The sequence below is a fragment of the Microbaculum marinisediminis genome (assembly GCF_025397915.1).
In the GTDB taxonomy this organism is placed as follows: domain Bacteria; phylum Pseudomonadota; class Alphaproteobacteria; order Rhizobiales; family Tepidamorphaceae; genus Microbaculum; species Microbaculum marinisediminis.
Genome location: NZ_JALIDZ010000001.1, coordinates 322,035 through 335,704 on the forward strand (window position 1 = coordinate 322,035; position 13,670 = coordinate 335,704).

Below are 13,670 nucleotides of genomic sequence, written 5' to 3' on the forward strand. Positions count from 1 at the left end.
TGCGGGACCTCGTCTGCCGCTAGTTAAACAGGTCCGCTCAGCCAGTTGAAGTAGACGGGATAGCCGTCGCCCTGCAGCATCGACACCGTCTCGTGCAGCGGCAGGCCGACGACGGCGGAATAGGAACCGATCAGCTTGATGACAAACGAGCCGGCGAGCCCCTGGATGGCGTAGCCGCCGGCCTTGCCGCGCCATTCGCCCGAGGCGAGGTAGCTTTCCAGTTCCTCGCGGTCAAGCCGCTTGAAGCGCACCCGCGTCTCGACGAGCTTCTGCCGGATCGCCCTGGTCGGCGTCACGACGCAGACGCTGGTGAAGACCTTGTGGTTGCGGCCGGACAACAGCCGCAGGCAGTTCGCCGCCTCGTCGACCATCTCGGCCTTGGGCAGGATACGACGGCCGACGGCAACCACGGTATCGGCGGTAACGATGAAGGCGCCGGCTGTCTCCGGGTCCCTTTCGGCCTGGCGGAGCGCGATCTCGGCCTTGGTGCGCGCCAGCCGCTTGGCCAGCGTGCGGGGCGTCTCGCCCTTGCTCGGCTTTTCGTCGACGTCCGCGGGGCGCAGGACATCCGGCTCGATGCCGACCTGCTGCAGGAGCGCGAGGCGACGCGGCGAGCCGCTGGCGAGGACGAGTGTCGGGCGTCCGGTCATCGTTTGTTGGTCCGTCTAATGGACGTCCGAAGCGGCAAATCGATCCGCCCAGAGCGCGTGAAACCACAACCTAGTTGAAACGGCAGGTGATTCGATCCTCGAGGAGATCATAGAAGGCCCAGGTGAGGCCATAGGAGACATGTTCGCGAGCATCCGGGACCGCCAAAGCCCGGCCCCGCCAAAACTCGCGCGTCCTCCTTCGGCATCCCCCGTCTCGACCGAGCAAATCCGGGCGGAAATTAGCGGATCGCGGGGGCATTGTGAACTGCTTCCTTTCTCAGCGGCGCCCGCGTTTCCGTTCGCGAACCGCCGGAAAACAGGCCTATCCCGACGGCGGCGGTTGCCAGCGGAAGCGCTGCTTGATGCGTTGCATCAGGATATCGCGGACGCGCCGGTAGGCGTCTAGCCGCTGCTCGCGGCTGCCCCCGACGACCGTCGGGTCCTCCGTCGGCCAGTATTCGGCATCGAAGGCGTTGGTGCGGGTCATCTCCAGCGCGCGATGGTGCGCTTCCGGCGCCAGCGAGACCACGAGGTCGAAGGAGGTGTCGGCGAGATCCTCGAAGGTGTGCGGGCGGTGGTCGGACAGATCGATACCGATCTCCTCCATCACGGCGGTGACGAAGGGATCGGGCTCGCCTTCACGCACCCCCGCCGAGGCGGCGTAGATGGAATGCGGGAAGAGGTGGCGCGTGATGGCGGCGGCCATGGGCGAGCGCACGGCGTTCATGCCGCATGCGAACAGGACGGCGGATGGTGACCGCGGTGCCCCCCCGGACACTGGCTAGCCCTTCCAGTGCAATACGCAAATCAGGGTGAAGAGCCGCCGGGCGGTGTCGAAATCGACGTCGATCTTGCCCTCAAGCCGCTCGGTGAGGATACGGGACCCCTCGTTGTGAATCCCGCGCCGCCCCATGTCGACCGCCTCGATGCGGCTCGGACTGGCCGTACGGATCATCTGATAGTAGCTCTCGCAGACTAGGAAGTAGTCCTTCACGATGCGGCGAAAGGGCGTCAGCGACAGGATATGGGTGACGACCGGCCCGCCGGCCTCGTCGCGAATGTCGAAAACGAGCCGCTTTTCCTGGATCGACAGCCTGAGCTGATAGGGGCCGCTGTCATGGCCGTTGAGCGCGAAGTGGTTTTCCTCGAGGAGGTCGTAGATGGCGACCGCCCGCTCATGCTCGATATCGGGAGAGCCCCGGCCGATCGATTCCTCGTCGAGCTCCACCGCGACCAGCCGGTTCGGCGATGCGCTCATGCACGCGTGCCCGTCACGCGCCGCCGCCCGACGTCTCGCCCGGGGTTCCGCCGGGAGGGCCGCCGGGCGCCTCGGACGACTCGTGCGCGGGAATCGACGCCGTCGACCAGGCCGGACCAAGATCCGACAGTCGCGCCTCCAGGCATTCGACGTCGAGGCGGATCTCCGCCCCGCCGGAAAAGACCAGGTCCACCGATCCACCGGGCGTATCGGTTTCCTCGAAGCGAATCGCCAGCAGGTTGAGAACGGCGTCGGGATTGTCCTGGCGGATGCCGCGACGGCGCACCGCCGCGACCCGTTCGAAATGCAGGGCCGTGCGGCGACGGTGATGGCCGGGATCGCGCGCGGCGCCGGCCTCGGCCCAGTCGAACCGGTTGACGATCACCACGAAACGCTTCTGTGCCGGCATCCAGGCGATATCGCCGACGCGCGCAACCGCATCCTGCAAATGCGCGGAAACGACCTCGAGATCCTCGGCATCGAGCGCGAAAAGCTTGAGCTTGCTCATATTCTGATACGCTACGGCTTCTCGAATGCGGCTCGGGACCTCACAATTCCGGCCCCGCACCCTGTGTTAGCGGCTTCGGATGGGGCACGCAACGGCGCTCCGGCCCCGATATCGGTGCGCAGAAGCACCGGTTCAAGCGTCAGGCCGGCGCGCGGCCCGGTGCATCATTCGCCGGCCCCTTGCGTCAATCACCCGCCCCTCGCGTCAATCACCCTATTGCCGGTCCGGCCCATCGTCACCGGCGGACTTCCGCGCCCGCCCCTGCGCCTTGCGCCGGGCAAGGTTCTGCCGGAGCGCTGCGGCAAGCCGCTCCTCGCGCCCCTGCGGGGCCTCCTTTTTCGGCTTTTCGGATGTCTTCGCGTCGTCGCCTGTCATACCTATATTTAGGCGATCCGCAGCCCGTTTTGGAAGTCTTGCAAGAACGGCCGCCAGGACGCTTGCGCTTGCCGTCCCCCTGTGGCAGTTTCCGCCCGCTTCACCGGCGCCCATGTAGCTCAGTGGTAGAGCACTCCCTTGGTAAGGGAGAGGTCGCGTGTTCAATCCACGCCATGGGCACCACAAAAACTCCTTACAGATCAATACACTATTGCTTTCGCGCCATCTCGCCGCTCGGCCTAGTTCGGCAGAACGTGGCAGGAACACGCGCGCTCGAGTCGTGAAAAATCCGTGGAATGGTTCGCAGAACGTTCGCGGATTTGATCAGCGGGCGCGGCTGGGATTGAACCAGCGCCCCCTACGATGCCAACGTAACGGTCGCAGTCGCAGTCATTGGGAAACAACAGGTTTTTCCGGGGGCGCTCGGGTTCGTTCGGGTGGACATTGCGGGAGCAATCCGGTGGTTTTCGCCAAGTCCGCACACAAGGCGTTCGATCGATCCCCTTGACAATCTGCGATGCGAGTCCCATATGTGGAAACTCGGCGGCAAATAATCACGACCCGGTCTCCAAACAAAATTCGAGAAGTTTCGGGTATAATCGTGATTTAGACGCGTCAGATCGTCTGCGCAATACGAACCCATAATACCTCGCAGACGAAGATAATTCGTTTTTTTATTCAATGAAACCCAGTCAGCGTCGCCTGTCGACCTCGGTCTTCGTGCCGAGCGCGCCAGAGACGCGCCGGGCTGCCCATGACGCAGCTTGACTGCTGCGCCGAGCCTTTCAGCGCAATCCTGTGCTGTGGCTCTACTAGCCTGTCCCCAAAGGAGGGAATCATGGCTACCGAAAACACTCCCATCAAAACCGCTCAGGACGCCACGAAGGCCCCGCCCGACAATCCGGGTGCCGCAAAGCCCGCCGGCACTCCGAAGCCCGAGCAAAAGGCCGGGACGAAGAGCGCACAGGCGAACCAGAACGGATCGCCTCGCAAGTAGCCGGACCGGTGAAAACGAAACGGGGGCCGCTTCTCGCGGCCCCCGCCACCCGGCCCAAAACATCACAACGGAACGCGTGGATATTTCGATGTTCAATGACACTGAACCGGTCCGAACGACCGCTCGAACAACCAGCAGCCGCCAGATCATTCGACACCATATCGCCGCCGCCCAAGCCAGATGGGAGCGGCTGACCACGGCCGACTATGCCCGCATAGCGACGACCGCCGATCTGATCACCACCGTCGGGAGCCGCTACAATCTTCCTCCCGACCAGGCGAAACGGGACGTCGACCTCTGGCTGAAAGACATCGAGTCCTAGGAACGGTCAATTCAGATGGGCGAACGTGTTTCCCGAGATATCGTGACATTCGCAGAGCCGTTCTTCGTCGAAGGTCTCGGTCGCGACCAGGCCGCGGGAAGCTACGAGGTGGTCACCGTCGAAGAGGCCATCGAGGGACTGTCGTTCCTCGCCTTTCGCGTCGTATCGACGTCGATCGTGCTTCCCAAGGCCGGACGCGGCCCCAGCTCCTACCAACTCGTTCCAATCGCGGCGCCGGTCGTCCGCGCGGCGCGGCTGCTGCCGGACAAGAAAGAGCGAGACAATCGAACCACGGAGACGTGAACCATGCACTTCGATCGGTTTGATACCGGCGCCAAGCGCGCGTCCTGTTTTTATTCCTTTCTGACCATTGTGGTCATGACAGGCATTTGCCTGCTGCTGGTGCCAGACGCCGCCATCGAAGCGCTGAACAGTTCCGGCGTCTTGTCCTGGTAATCGAGGCCATCATGACGGATCACACCATCGAGCTCGACAAGCATCGCGGAATGGCCGCGCAAAAGGCTACCGAATTGCGGCGGCTGGTCAGCGAGGTCGCGGCCGACGGCGCCAGGCTCAAGGCCCACCAGGAAGAACTCGAAAAATTCTTGGTTTCCGCGCCAGCCGCGAACTGGGGCCAGGCGGTGGAGAAGGCGCGCTATCTGCTCGCGCTCTTCGCGGCAACGCCGGAAGCACAGGACCCGCGGCGCAAGACGCTCATCGCCAATCTATTGGAAGACTTCGAGCGGCTGCTGGCGCCTCCGACATGCAGCCCTACAGATACGCAAGCCCCGCCAAGCAAGGATGAATGATCATGGCAAAAGGCCAGAAACGCAGCACCAAGGAACCGAAGAAGCAGAAGGCCGCCGAGAAGAAAACAAAAAAGCTCGCCGGACCGAAATATCTTCGGCAATCCGAAATGATCCAGTCGGGCAAGGCCGGCATCCAGAGATTAGGCCTAAAATAGAGGCATTCGCCGGAAAGCATAACCCACCCACCAGGATAATACTATAGTGTAGTTTTAAATTTCACCTATTCATCGCGACTACAAATAGCCACCAATCGCTATGTCCGCACGATTCTCATTATAAAATAGATTTACATTAAGAAAATCAAGAATGTGATTAATCAAATGAAATATGGATTTGCATAAGGGAATCCCCCTGCCATGGAACAGAGACAAGCCATCGACACACCTTTCGCGAGAGAGGCAATCGATTCAGAATCCCAATTAAAGGTCGTCCTAGAACATATTACCGGCGCACTAATCTATACAGACAGGCATATGAATATTGTATGCTGCAACAACAATTTAATAGAAATGTACGGCGCGCCCCTGGACCTGCTTCAACCAGGAGAACCGTATGCCGCCTTCCTGAAGTGGCTGGCCGTCAGGGGATACTATGGCGAAGGCGACGTCGATGCGCTCATCGCGGATCGGCTGGACGGACTGCGGAACCCCTCCGGCAAGAGTTTCGAAGACCATACCCCCGATGGCCGGATCTACAGAGTGTGGCGTCGCGACGCTGTAGATGGAGGCACGGTTACGGTAATGACCGACGTGACGGATCAAAAGCAGGCGGAGCGCGCCGTTCTCGAAGGCAGGCGGCAAGCGGAACAAACCAACCGGAAGTTGGCAACGCTGTCGTCCAAACTGTCGAAATATCTGTCGCCACAGATCTATCAATCGGTTTTCGGGAGGGATCAGAATGTGGAGATGCCCTCGAAGCGCAAGAAGCTTACGGTCTTCTTTTCGGACATAGCCGCCTTTACCGAAGCCACCGACGACATGGAACCCGAGGAACTGACGGACGTTCTGAATCACTATTTGTCCGAGATGTCGGGAATCGCTTTTCGGTACGGAGCCACCATCGACAAATACATCGGCGACGCGATGCTGCTGTTTTTCGGCGACCCGGAAACCAGGGGGGTCAAAGAGGATGCCGAAACGTGCGTCAAGATGGCGATATCGATGCAATGCCGAATGCGCGAACTCGAGCAGGAATGGCGAGACCGGGGACTGCAGCGGCCATTTCATGTCCGAATGGGGATCTCCACCGGATTTTGTACCGTGGGAAATTTCGGTAGCCACGACCGCTTCGACTACACCATTATCGGCCGCGAGGTAAATCTCGCGGCTCGGCTTCAGTCGGCTGCGGAACCCGGAAGCATTTTCCTGTCGTACGAGACGAATGCGTTGGTAAAGGACGTGGTTCTCACCGAACCTCAGCCGCCGATCACGCTGAAAGGATTTGCGCGACCGATCAACTGTTACAGGATCGTCGACACCTATGATGAACTGGCCAAGGACGACAGGGTCATCCTTCGGGAACGCGAGGGCCTGCGCGTGCTCGTTGATCTGACGAAGCAGGACCGGCGCGAAGCGATCTCGATCCTGGAAGAGGTGCTCTCACGATTGAAAGAGCGTTTGCACTAACCGGCTTCGGAAAAGGCGGCTTTACGGAAGAGAATGCACCGAACCGAGAGCCCGATTGAGATGGGAATCCGGCCAGGCGATCGGACAAGTCAGAGAGGACGAGGCGTGTCGCACAAATGTGAACCTTTCGACAGGTTGGACTGCGATGGCGGCGTGGTGCCGGGGCCCGGCCCCAAAGCCCTGTCATGAGGATAGATACCCTGCCAGACCGGGAGCGTCAGATTCTGCAATGTCTCGGCGCCGCCGTGGTAATCGAGTGGAACGACCTTCCGACCAGTGTGAAGAGAAGCCTTTTCAGATTGGCCTCTGCGGAGAATGGCGCAGATTTCGCGGATGAACTGCCGGTCCGGATCGCCCGCTTTCTGCACGATCACAAGAACAACGCAAGCGACTGAAACAGGGCCCGGTGGGAGGTATCTTCGGTCGAGCCCCCATCGGACAGTGAATTCGCAGGCGGTAGGATACGTCGTGATGTCCGGACCGGAGAACAGCGCAAATTGAGAGGACACCGGCAAGATGGCGGTGGACAATCCAGATCTTCCGCATGAGTTGGCCGACCGGTTCACCGTACCCTTTGCGCGGTTCCTGAAGGTCGAAGCCGCGACCGGCCTTCTATTGCTCCTTGCGGCAACCGCCGCAATGGCCCTGGCCAACTCGCCGTGGTCCGGTCCTTTCCTGGCCTTCTGGGAGACGCCGATCGGCCTCCATTTCGGCCCGTGGGACTTTAGCCGGTCACTGCAGCACTGGATCAATGACGGGTTGATGACGTTCTTCTTCTTCGTCATTGCTCTGGAGCTCAAGCGAGAGCTGGTCCTCGGCGAGCTGCGGCACCCCCGTTTGGCGGCGTTGCCCTTGGCGGGCGCCGTCGGCGGCATGCTCGTTCCCGTATTTCTCTATCTCGCATTCATGTCAGGCAAGCCCGGGGCGCACGGGTGGGGGACCGTGATGGCGACCGACACGGCCTTCGTCATCGGGTGCCTCGCGCTCTTCGGTAATCGCATCCCGGCCAGCCTGCGACTGTTCTTGCTGTCGCTGGCAATCTTCGATGATGTCGGGGCGATCCTGGTCGTCGCGCTGGGCTACGGCGCGTCCCTGAATTGGGCCGGTCTCGGCTTGGCGATCGCGGGCCTCGCGGTTGTTGCTGTTTCGGCTCGCGTCGGGATCAGGAGCATACCCGTCTACTTTCTTTTGGGAGGCATGATCTGGTTGTTCATCGATGCCTCGGGCATCCATGCGACGGTCGCCGGCGTCGTTCTCGGCCTGATGACGCCGGCACGAGCCTGGGTGAGCGATGCGCGGTTGCGGGGCATTCTCGAACGCGTGCTCGCCTACCCGGTCGGCGAGCATTGGAGCGGAGACACCGCCGACCGTCGCGATCTGCGAACGGCCGGCGTCGCCGTCACCGAGTCGCTTTCGCCGGTGGAGCGTTTGGAGCTGATGCTTCATCCCTGGGCGGGATTTGTGATCATGCCGATCTTCGCGCTGGCCAATGCCGGCGTCTCGATCTCCGTCGACGACATTGGGCAGCCGGTTTCGGTCGCGATCGTCGTCGGCCTGGTTCTCGGCAAACCGATCGGCGTCATGGCCTTCAGCTGGCTTGCCGCCCGCACCGGCTTGGCAACAAAGGCGCCGGACCTGAGTTGGCGTTTCATGACGGCCGGGGCATTCTTGACCGGGATTGGCTTTACGATGGCGGTGTTCATCGCTGGCCTGGCCTATTCCCCTGCGATGATCGATGCGGCGAAGATAGGGATTCTCTTCGGGTCGGTGATTTCGGCCGCCCTTGGCCTTTCGATGCTGGTCTGGCTGACGTCCCGCAGACCGGCAACTTGATTTCCCGTCCGGCTGATCGCTCTGCCCCCTTCGGGCACAGGATGGGGACCGAAACCCTAGATTAAGTCTGATATCTCACCAAATTTTATCGCTCCCCCCAAGAGTTTTTTGATCCGAAAATACTTTTTTCGCCAGTAAGATTGGAAAATTTCAGAACTCTCGATGGATTTTAATAATTTAGAATTCGGATTGACTTTTCGGCCAAAGTGAATTATATAAATATCGTTCGCTCTTGGCCTGACTTGCAGGCTGTCCCCAGCGGGATTTCCCTCCAAGACATAGCTGAATTCGGATATCCGCCGCGCGGTTGTCGCGCGGCCGATGGCGCACGTTCGCGCTCCAAGTAAAGGAAGATCCCATGAAAACGGGTTCCGTGAAATTCTACAACACGTCTCGCGGTTACGGCTTCATTCAGCCGGAAGATGGCTCGCCGGATGTCTTTATCCATGCGACCGCGCTTGAAGACGCGGGCCTGCGTGGCCTGGCTGAAGGTCAGAAGCTCAGCTTCGATGTGAAGACTGATCCGCGTAGCGGAAAGACCGCGGCCAGCAACGTGCAAATGGTTGCCTGAACGCAACCGCTTCAACGGCGTCCGGCAAAGCCGGCGTCCGAAGACCTGGAACCCGGCGGCATCGGTCCGCCGGGTTTTTTGTTCGGCGACAAGGGAGCTGGTCCGGATGGCGCCGACACGCGAGCGGCCGTCGCCAATCGGAACTTCGTTTGCGGCGACCGGTAGGCCAATTGCGAAGCAGCCGCCACCCAAGCGCGAACCGAATAAGAACCGGATGAAGCCCCCCTCCGACCGACCGGAGGGCGACAACATCCTCGAGGCTGAAATGCCGCTTTGGGCACCGCTCCAATTCTGGAGCGAAGTGATGTCGAAACCAGGCGTGCCCCCCCAACTCATTGGTGAGACATCATCGGTTCTTGGCGATTTCGCCAAGCGACTCCCTGATCCCCTCCAAGGCCTCACGAATTTTGAATAGCTGAAAGGCCGCAAACTCCGCGGCATTGGCAATTCGCGCGTCCGTATGGGGAAACTCGGATGCCGAATATGCGGGATTGAATTCGGCATTCATCTTTTGGTCCCAGCGTTCTTGTGCGCCCATTAGATCTTCTCCAAGTGGAACTGCGGGATAATGAAAATGAGAGTTCAGCTAATGTCCGTCCTCCGGATCTTGAGCAGCTAAGCGATTGAATCTATTGGAGGCCGGGCTCAGCCGGATTGTCATTCTAGGCGGTCGCCTCGCGATGCAGCAAGCGCCGCTGGCTCGATGGTGTCACGCTTGATCCTTTGACGTTCCAACAGGATTGTTTGACACATCCGAGGGAGACGTCGGCCGGTATAAGATTGTCGAGGTTCGGCGCTGAGGCCGGACAATGTCGAGCCCATCGTCAAATGACAGGTGCAAACCCTCGCGATGGCGGTCATCTTTCATTTTCGCCCTTCGCCGCAGCGTTGAAACACATCTTCAATCCCGCCAACAGCGGACTTTGCAGCACGGCATTTGCGGCTGCCGTTCAGCGCCATGAGTTGCCATGGCACCCGAAAAACGTCGGGGGATTGTCGGGGCAACCTTGGCCGCTTCAACAACTTGCGAATGACGGAGGGACATTATCGACATCGTATGTCCACACGCGGAATGAATTCAGGACATGTTGGCCGAATGAATTTATCAGCGGCGTGTCCACGGCGTCGCGCCCCCGCGCCACGACGATACGTCCAATGCGCGGCACATTATTGCGGGGATCAAACGTCATCCAACGGCCGCCGAGATACACCTCGATCCACGCGCTGAAGTCCATCGGGTCGAGGACGGGGACGCCGATGTCGCCGAGATACCCGTTAACGTAGCGCGCCGGGATGTTCATGCAGCGGCAGAACGCGATGGCGAGATGCGCGTAGTCGCGGCATACGCCGATGCCCTCTTGATAGGCCTCGAACGCCGTCCGGGTGGCGCGGGCGCTCATGTAGTCGAAGCTTATATGCTGGTTCACAAAATCACAGATTGCTTGCACACGGCCCCAGCCAGGGCTGACGTGTTCGAAGATGTCCCAGGCTATCTGGCTTAGCCTGTCCGTCTCGCAGTACCGGCTGCCCATCAGATAGATGAGGCAGTCGTCCGGCAAATCGGCAACAGGAATTTCGGCCGCATCCCAACAGATTGGGTCGGGGTTCCCGTGATCTTCGATCGTGCCATCCCCCGAGAGAGAGAAATCGCCGGGCGGCGCCACGAGGCGGCGGCAGAGATTGCCGTACAAATCCCAGTATGTGGTGGTCGCGACCTCCGGCTGCGTGACCATCTGCTCCGCCGATCGGACGTCGACAGCCCTTTCGGGATGCACCCCTAAAAGACACACCAAAGGCGTTGGTCCGGCGCAGGTTATGGAGATTTCATAGCCGTATCGGATCAGCATTATATAGCCGTTCAACAAGAAACACCGCGACCGGGGATGTGGCTGGGTTTCAGTTTCTCATTTGGTGTGGCATCGCCGCAAGGAACGCCGCACCTAAAGTTGGCCTAATGGCTACCCGCCGATGCCCAGTGCGGAGGCGCGATCCCGGCAGCAGGCCAAACCGGTATCAGCCAACCCGCGTCCAGATCAGAGTCTTCCCCAATGTGCGGAGGAGCACATAGGCGCGCAAGCGCAGCGTATTGTCGTCCCGCATCGACATCTCCGCCTGGTAGTCCACGCCATCGTCCGGGTTGTAGATTCTGCCATCGGTCCATGTGTTCTGACCGGCGCGACGAAGGCCCCGAAGGACGGTAAGTCCCAAGAGGGGCCGTGAACGTAGCGCTGGATTTCTGTTCTTCAAATCAACTAACGGCACGCCTTGAGCGTCGTTCGGCCATTTGAACCAAACGATCCTCCCGCACAGTACGTTGCCACACGGATAAATCTCGACCTGGATGCGCCTGTTGGCGTGAAGCCAGGTGCCAACAGGCGTCTGGCTTTCTGCGCCGGCCGCCGTCGTGCAGAGCAACGCGATAAGCACGGCATAAGCAAATGAAATCATACGCATAGGTCGCGCGCAGAGTGTTGCGCCGACAGACCGGAGGTCGACGACGGCGCTTACCTGGAGCCCCGCCAGTAACCAAGGTAGTATAGAGAACACTCTGAAAAAATAGAACCCATCCGATGCGGCGCCCTCACGCGTCAAGATCAAGTCGGCGGCCGCAGGGCGCATCGAGACACTGACGAGGTCAAAGGCACCGCAATTGCCGCGTTGGCGCCCATCCCCCAATTGGATTTGCCGGGGGTTTGTCATTGGCGGACGCCCGACGCCATTGCCGGCCTGGCCGGAACTCGGCACCGCCGCGCGCCAGAGACAGCACAAGATTGCCCAAACGAAATCAAATGGAATAGCTTCTACTTTTCCGCATGCTCCTTAGTTGGCGGATTCTCATGCGGGAGGCCGACCACGACGTTTTCTTCAGTACGGGCAATATAGTCCCGCGTCATCGGCAGGACATCGATCCGGCGGGTAAGTTGCATCTGGAAGACCACCATCGTGCGTCGTCGGAAGCCGATTTCGCAGAGCACCAGATAAAATTCCCACATGCGCACGAAACGCTCGTCATAGAGCGCCGCGGCATCATCGGCCCGCGCCATGAAGCGCTCGCGCCAGTGGCGCAGCGTCTCGGCGTAGTGCAGGCGCAGGATTTCCACGTCCGTGACGAGAAGTCCGGTCGGCTCGACCGCCGAGACCATCTCCGACAGCGAGGGAAGGTCGGCGCCGGGGAAGATGTACTTGCGCATGAAGGGATTGATCGGCGCCGGCGCGTCGGAATAGCCGATCGTGTGGATCAGCCCGACGCCGTCGTCGGCCAGCAGATCGCGAACGCGGGTGAAGAACTCGGCGTAATTCTTCTTGCCGACATGCTCGAACATCCCCACCGACACGATCCGGTCGAACCGGCCTTCCACCTCACGGTAATCGCGCAGTTCGAAACGCGCGCGCGAACCAGCCGGTGAAGCAGCAGCCCTCTGCATACTGTGCTCATGTTGCTCGGTGCTCAGGGTGACGCCGGTGACATCGGCCCCGAACGCCTCGGCTAGATATAGACAGAGGCCGCCCCATCCGGATCCGATGTCTAGAACTTTCAGTCCTGGCCGATCCAATTTCAGTTTCGCCGCGATATGCAGCTTCTTGCGTTCCTGTGCCACTTCCAGCGTATCGGCCGGATTCGCGAAATAGGCACAGGAGTATTGGCGGTCGGGATCGAGAAAGGTGTCGTAGAGCTCCGATGAGAGATCGTAATGATGCGCCACGTTCTGCCGTGCCCGGCCGATCGGGTTGGCCTGTTTCAGCCCCCTGCCCAGCCGTTCAAGCAAATCAATCCAGGGGTTGCTTCCGGAAGTGCCATAGTTGCGCGCCACCACGTCAAGAAAGTCGTAGAGACTGCCGTCCTCAATCACCAGCCGTCCGTCCATATAGGCTTCGCCGACCGACAGAGCCGGATTGAGGGCCAGGGTGTATTCGCTCGCTTTCGAGGTCAGGCGCAATGTGGCTACCGGAGGGGAACCGTCGCCGATCGCATGTGACACGCCGGCGGAATCGATAACGCAGAGACTGCCGTCCCGGACGATGGATCTGAGAATTGCTGCAAACATCATTTCGAGGGCTCGAACTTTGGTACATCGAGCAGCTGTATCCAGCTACTGTTCCAAGTGCGATGTTAGACACCAGCCGCGTTTTTGGCCCACGTGTGTTCAACTAACAATGCATATTAAGAAAGCTGATCTATGCGGGCAATCCTGCGTCGATTGTAGCGCACGACTTGGCCACTGCGGCGAAATGCAAAGGCAGGCCTTTAGCGCCCTTCTTTCCCAGTTCCGGCCATTAGCAGACGCGGCGGCCAGCCGCCAGCCCCCGCCGAAAGCCCCCCGCGATCACCGCGTCGGTCGTGACGAGGTCGCCGGACCCAGCGCACTCGCCCCGCAGGCGGGCGGGCGGGACCAAGCGGGCTGGCGAGCCGCGTCTGGCTGGTCACTGAACTGCCCCCCGGCATTCGCAAGACCGCTGCGCCAGCGGGACCCGTGGCAGGATTTCGGCCGCCGTTAGGGGTGTTGGCACACTCCGGCCTCGACCATGCACGAAGGTACCAATCCCGCGTTCCGGACGCATTGTCCACAAATTGGCCACCGGTTATGTCCAAAGTGTTTCGCGACTACCCATTCTTAACCGATGAGCATCGCAAAATGATGAAGTGGGCGACGGCTGGCCGGCGCCCCGTTCTATTGGCAGAGAATGAAAGGCTGCGGAGTTGCGTCTCTACTGATCGGCGGC

Annotated in this window: 18 protein-coding genes and 1 tRNA gene; 10 read left to right on the forward strand and 9 right to left on the reverse strand. The window is 60.4% G+C overall.

From position 1 onward, the window contains the following. Positions 1-23 precede the first annotated feature (23 nt). The 4 genes from MUB46_RS01585 to MUB46_RS01600 all read right to left on the reverse strand — a co-directional run bounded on the left by MUB46_RS01585 (position 24) and on the right by MUB46_RS01600 (position 2,416). A complete protein-coding gene (locus MUB46_RS01585; RefSeq protein ID WP_261614105.1) occupies positions 24-650 on the reverse strand; it encodes a Maf-like protein in 627 nt (208 codons plus the stop codon). Positions 651-972: 322 nt separating this feature from the next. Continuing rightward, positions 973-1,428, reverse strand: a complete 456-nt coding sequence (locus tag MUB46_RS01590; protein WP_261614106.1) for an arsenate-mycothiol transferase ArsC — start codon at positions 1,426-1,428, stop codon at positions 973-975. Between the two features lie 3 nt (positions 1,429-1,431). Next, positions 1,432-1,908: a UPF0262 family protein gene (locus MUB46_RS01595; protein ID WP_261614107.1), complete on the reverse strand. Its 477-nt coding sequence runs from the start codon at positions 1,906-1,908 to the stop codon at positions 1,432-1,434. Positions 1,909-1,921: 13 nt separating this feature from the next. After that, on the reverse strand, positions 1,922-2,416 hold the full coding sequence (locus MUB46_RS01600) for a DUF2948 family protein (RefSeq protein WP_261614108.1): 495 nt from the start codon (positions 2,414-2,416) through the stop codon (positions 1,922-1,924). A 483-nt stretch (positions 2,417-2,899) separates the two neighbouring features. Here MUB46_RS01600 and MUB46_RS01605 point away from each other — a divergent pair. From MUB46_RS01605 to MUB46_RS01640, 8 genes are all read left to right on the forward strand, one after another. Continuing rightward, positions 2,900-2,974: transfer RNA gene (locus tag MUB46_RS01605), tRNA-Thr, on the forward strand. 655 nt (positions 2,975-3,629) lie between these two features. Then, on the forward strand, positions 3,630-3,788 hold the full coding sequence (locus tag MUB46_RS01610; protein WP_261614109.1) for a hypothetical protein: 159 nt from the start codon (positions 3,630-3,632) through the stop codon (positions 3,786-3,788). A gap of 88 nt (positions 3,789-3,876) precedes the next feature. Next, positions 3,877-4,110 carry a hypothetical protein gene (locus MUB46_RS01615; RefSeq protein WP_261614110.1) on the forward strand — a complete coding sequence of 78 codons (234 nt, stop codon included), beginning with the start codon at positions 3,877-3,879 and terminating at the stop codon, positions 4,108-4,110. 42 nt (positions 4,111-4,152) lie between these two features. Then, the gene (locus MUB46_RS01620) at positions 4,153-4,413 is read left to right on the forward strand and encodes a hypothetical protein (RefSeq protein WP_261614111.1); all 261 of its coding nucleotides are present in this window, start codon (positions 4,153-4,155) and stop codon (positions 4,411-4,413) included. Positions 4,414-4,416: 3 nt separating this feature from the next. Beyond that, on the forward strand, positions 4,417-4,566 hold the full coding sequence (locus MUB46_RS01625) for a hypothetical protein (RefSeq protein WP_261614112.1): 150 nt from the start codon (positions 4,417-4,419) through the stop codon (positions 4,564-4,566). 11 nt (positions 4,567-4,577) lie between these two features. After that, the gene (locus tag MUB46_RS01630; protein WP_261614113.1) at positions 4,578-4,919 is read left to right on the forward strand and encodes a hypothetical protein; all 342 of its coding nucleotides are present in this window, start codon (positions 4,578-4,580) and stop codon (positions 4,917-4,919) included. Positions 4,920-4,921: 2 nt separating this feature from the next. After that, positions 4,922-5,074, forward strand: coding sequence for a hypothetical protein (locus MUB46_RS01635; protein WP_261614114.1), 153 nt, complete (start codon positions 4,922-4,924; stop codon positions 5,072-5,074). A gap of 201 nt (positions 5,075-5,275) precedes the next feature. Further along, positions 5,276-6,544: a PAS-domain containing protein gene (locus MUB46_RS01640; protein ID WP_261614115.1), complete on the forward strand. Its 1,269-nt coding sequence runs from the start codon at positions 5,276-5,278 to the stop codon at positions 6,542-6,544. Positions 6,545-6,633: 89 nt separating this feature from the next. On the opposite strand, the gene MUB46_RS01645 is transcribed toward MUB46_RS01640, so the two are convergent. Continuing rightward, positions 6,634-7,074 (reverse strand): hypothetical protein, encoded by a 441-nt coding sequence (locus MUB46_RS01645; protein WP_261614116.1) that lies wholly within the window; start codon positions 7,072-7,074, stop codon positions 6,634-6,636. Between MUB46_RS01645 and nhaA the strand changes: the two genes are divergently transcribed. Both nhaA and MUB46_RS01655 read left to right on the forward strand, forming a co-directional pair. Then, positions 7,061-8,377 carry a Na+/H+ antiporter NhaA gene (gene nhaA, locus MUB46_RS01650; RefSeq protein WP_261614117.1) on the forward strand — a complete coding sequence of 439 codons (1,317 nt, stop codon included), beginning with the start codon at positions 7,061-7,063 and terminating at the stop codon, positions 8,375-8,377. The two genes, MUB46_RS01645 and nhaA, sit on opposite strands and share 14 nt — an antisense overlap. 358 nt (positions 8,378-8,735) lie before the next feature. Continuing rightward, complete coding sequence (locus MUB46_RS01655; protein WP_261614118.1) at positions 8,736-8,948, forward strand: cold-shock protein; 213 nt, start codon at positions 8,736-8,738, stop codon at positions 8,946-8,948. 346 nt (positions 8,949-9,294) lie between these two features. Here the strand turns inward: MUB46_RS01655 and MUB46_RS01660 are convergent, their stop codons facing one another. The 4 genes from MUB46_RS01660 to MUB46_RS01675 all read right to left on the reverse strand — a co-directional run bounded on the left by MUB46_RS01660 (position 9,295) and on the right by MUB46_RS01675 (position 12,997). Beyond that, positions 9,295-9,486, reverse strand: a complete 192-nt coding sequence (locus MUB46_RS01660) for a hypothetical protein (protein ID WP_261614119.1) — start codon at positions 9,484-9,486, stop codon at positions 9,295-9,297. A gap of 478 nt (positions 9,487-9,964) precedes the next feature. After that, positions 9,965-10,795: a transglutaminase-like domain-containing protein gene (locus tag MUB46_RS01665; RefSeq protein ID WP_261614120.1), complete on the reverse strand. Its 831-nt coding sequence runs from the start codon at positions 10,793-10,795 to the stop codon at positions 9,965-9,967. A gap of 166 nt (positions 10,796-10,961) precedes the next feature. Further along, positions 10,962-11,402 carry a DUF2147 domain-containing protein gene (locus MUB46_RS01670; RefSeq protein ID WP_261614121.1) on the reverse strand — a complete coding sequence of 147 codons (441 nt, stop codon included), beginning with the start codon at positions 11,400-11,402 and terminating at the stop codon, positions 10,962-10,964. Positions 11,403-11,749: 347 nt separating this feature from the next. Then, positions 11,750-12,997: a class I SAM-dependent methyltransferase gene (locus tag MUB46_RS01675; protein WP_315902697.1), complete on the reverse strand. Its 1,248-nt coding sequence runs from the start codon at positions 12,995-12,997 to the stop codon at positions 11,750-11,752. Positions 12,998-13,670 lie beyond the last annotated feature (673 nt).

Bases quoted from the DNA above. Each gene is read 5' to 3' on its own strand.
- MUB46_RS01585 (WP_261614105.1), bottom strand. From the start codon at position 650: ATGACCGGACGCCCGACACTCGTCCTCGCCAGCGGCTCGCCGCGTCGC.
- MUB46_RS01610 (WP_261614109.1), top strand. From the start codon at position 3,630: ATGGCTACCGAAAACACTCCCATCAAAACCGCTCAGGACGCCACGAAG.
- MUB46_RS01665 (WP_261614120.1), bottom strand. From the start codon at position 10,795: ATGCTGATCCGATACGGCTATGAAATCTCCATAACCTGCGCCGGACCA.
- MUB46_RS01635 (WP_261614114.1), top strand. From the start codon at position 4,922: ATGGCAAAAGGCCAGAAACGCAGCACCAAGGAACCGAAGAAGCAGAAG.
- MUB46_RS01615 (WP_261614110.1), top strand. From the start codon at position 3,877: ATGTTCAATGACACTGAACCGGTCCGAACGACCGCTCGAACAACCAGC.
- MUB46_RS01600 (WP_261614108.1), bottom strand. From the start codon at position 2,416: ATGAGCAAGCTCAAGCTTTTCGCGCTCGATGCCGAGGATCTCGAGGTC.
- MUB46_RS01640 (WP_261614115.1), top strand. From the start codon at position 5,276: ATGGAACAGAGACAAGCCATCGACACACCTTTCGCGAGAGAGGCAATC.
- MUB46_RS01660 (WP_261614119.1), bottom strand. From the start codon at position 9,486: ATGGGCGCACAAGAACGCTGGGACCAAAAGATGAATGCCGAATTCAAT.
- nhaA (WP_261614117.1), top strand. From the start codon at position 7,061: ATGGCGGTGGACAATCCAGATCTTCCGCATGAGTTGGCCGACCGGTTC.
- MUB46_RS01595 (WP_261614107.1), bottom strand. From the start codon at position 1,908: ATGAGCGCATCGCCGAACCGGCTGGTCGCGGTGGAGCTCGACGAGGAA.
- MUB46_RS01655 (WP_261614118.1), top strand. From the start codon at position 8,736: ATGAAAACGGGTTCCGTGAAATTCTACAACACGTCTCGCGGTTACGGC.
- MUB46_RS01675 (WP_315902697.1), bottom strand. From the start codon at position 12,997: ATGATGTTTGCAGCAATTCTCAGATCCATCGTCCGGGACGGCAGTCTC.
- MUB46_RS01630 (WP_261614113.1), top strand. From the start codon at position 4,578: ATGACGGATCACACCATCGAGCTCGACAAGCATCGCGGAATGGCCGCG.
- MUB46_RS01625 (WP_261614112.1), top strand. From the start codon at position 4,417: ATGCACTTCGATCGGTTTGATACCGGCGCCAAGCGCGCGTCCTGTTTT.
- MUB46_RS01670 (WP_261614121.1), bottom strand. From the start codon at position 11,402: ATGCGTATGATTTCATTTGCTTATGCCGTGCTTATCGCGTTGCTCTGC.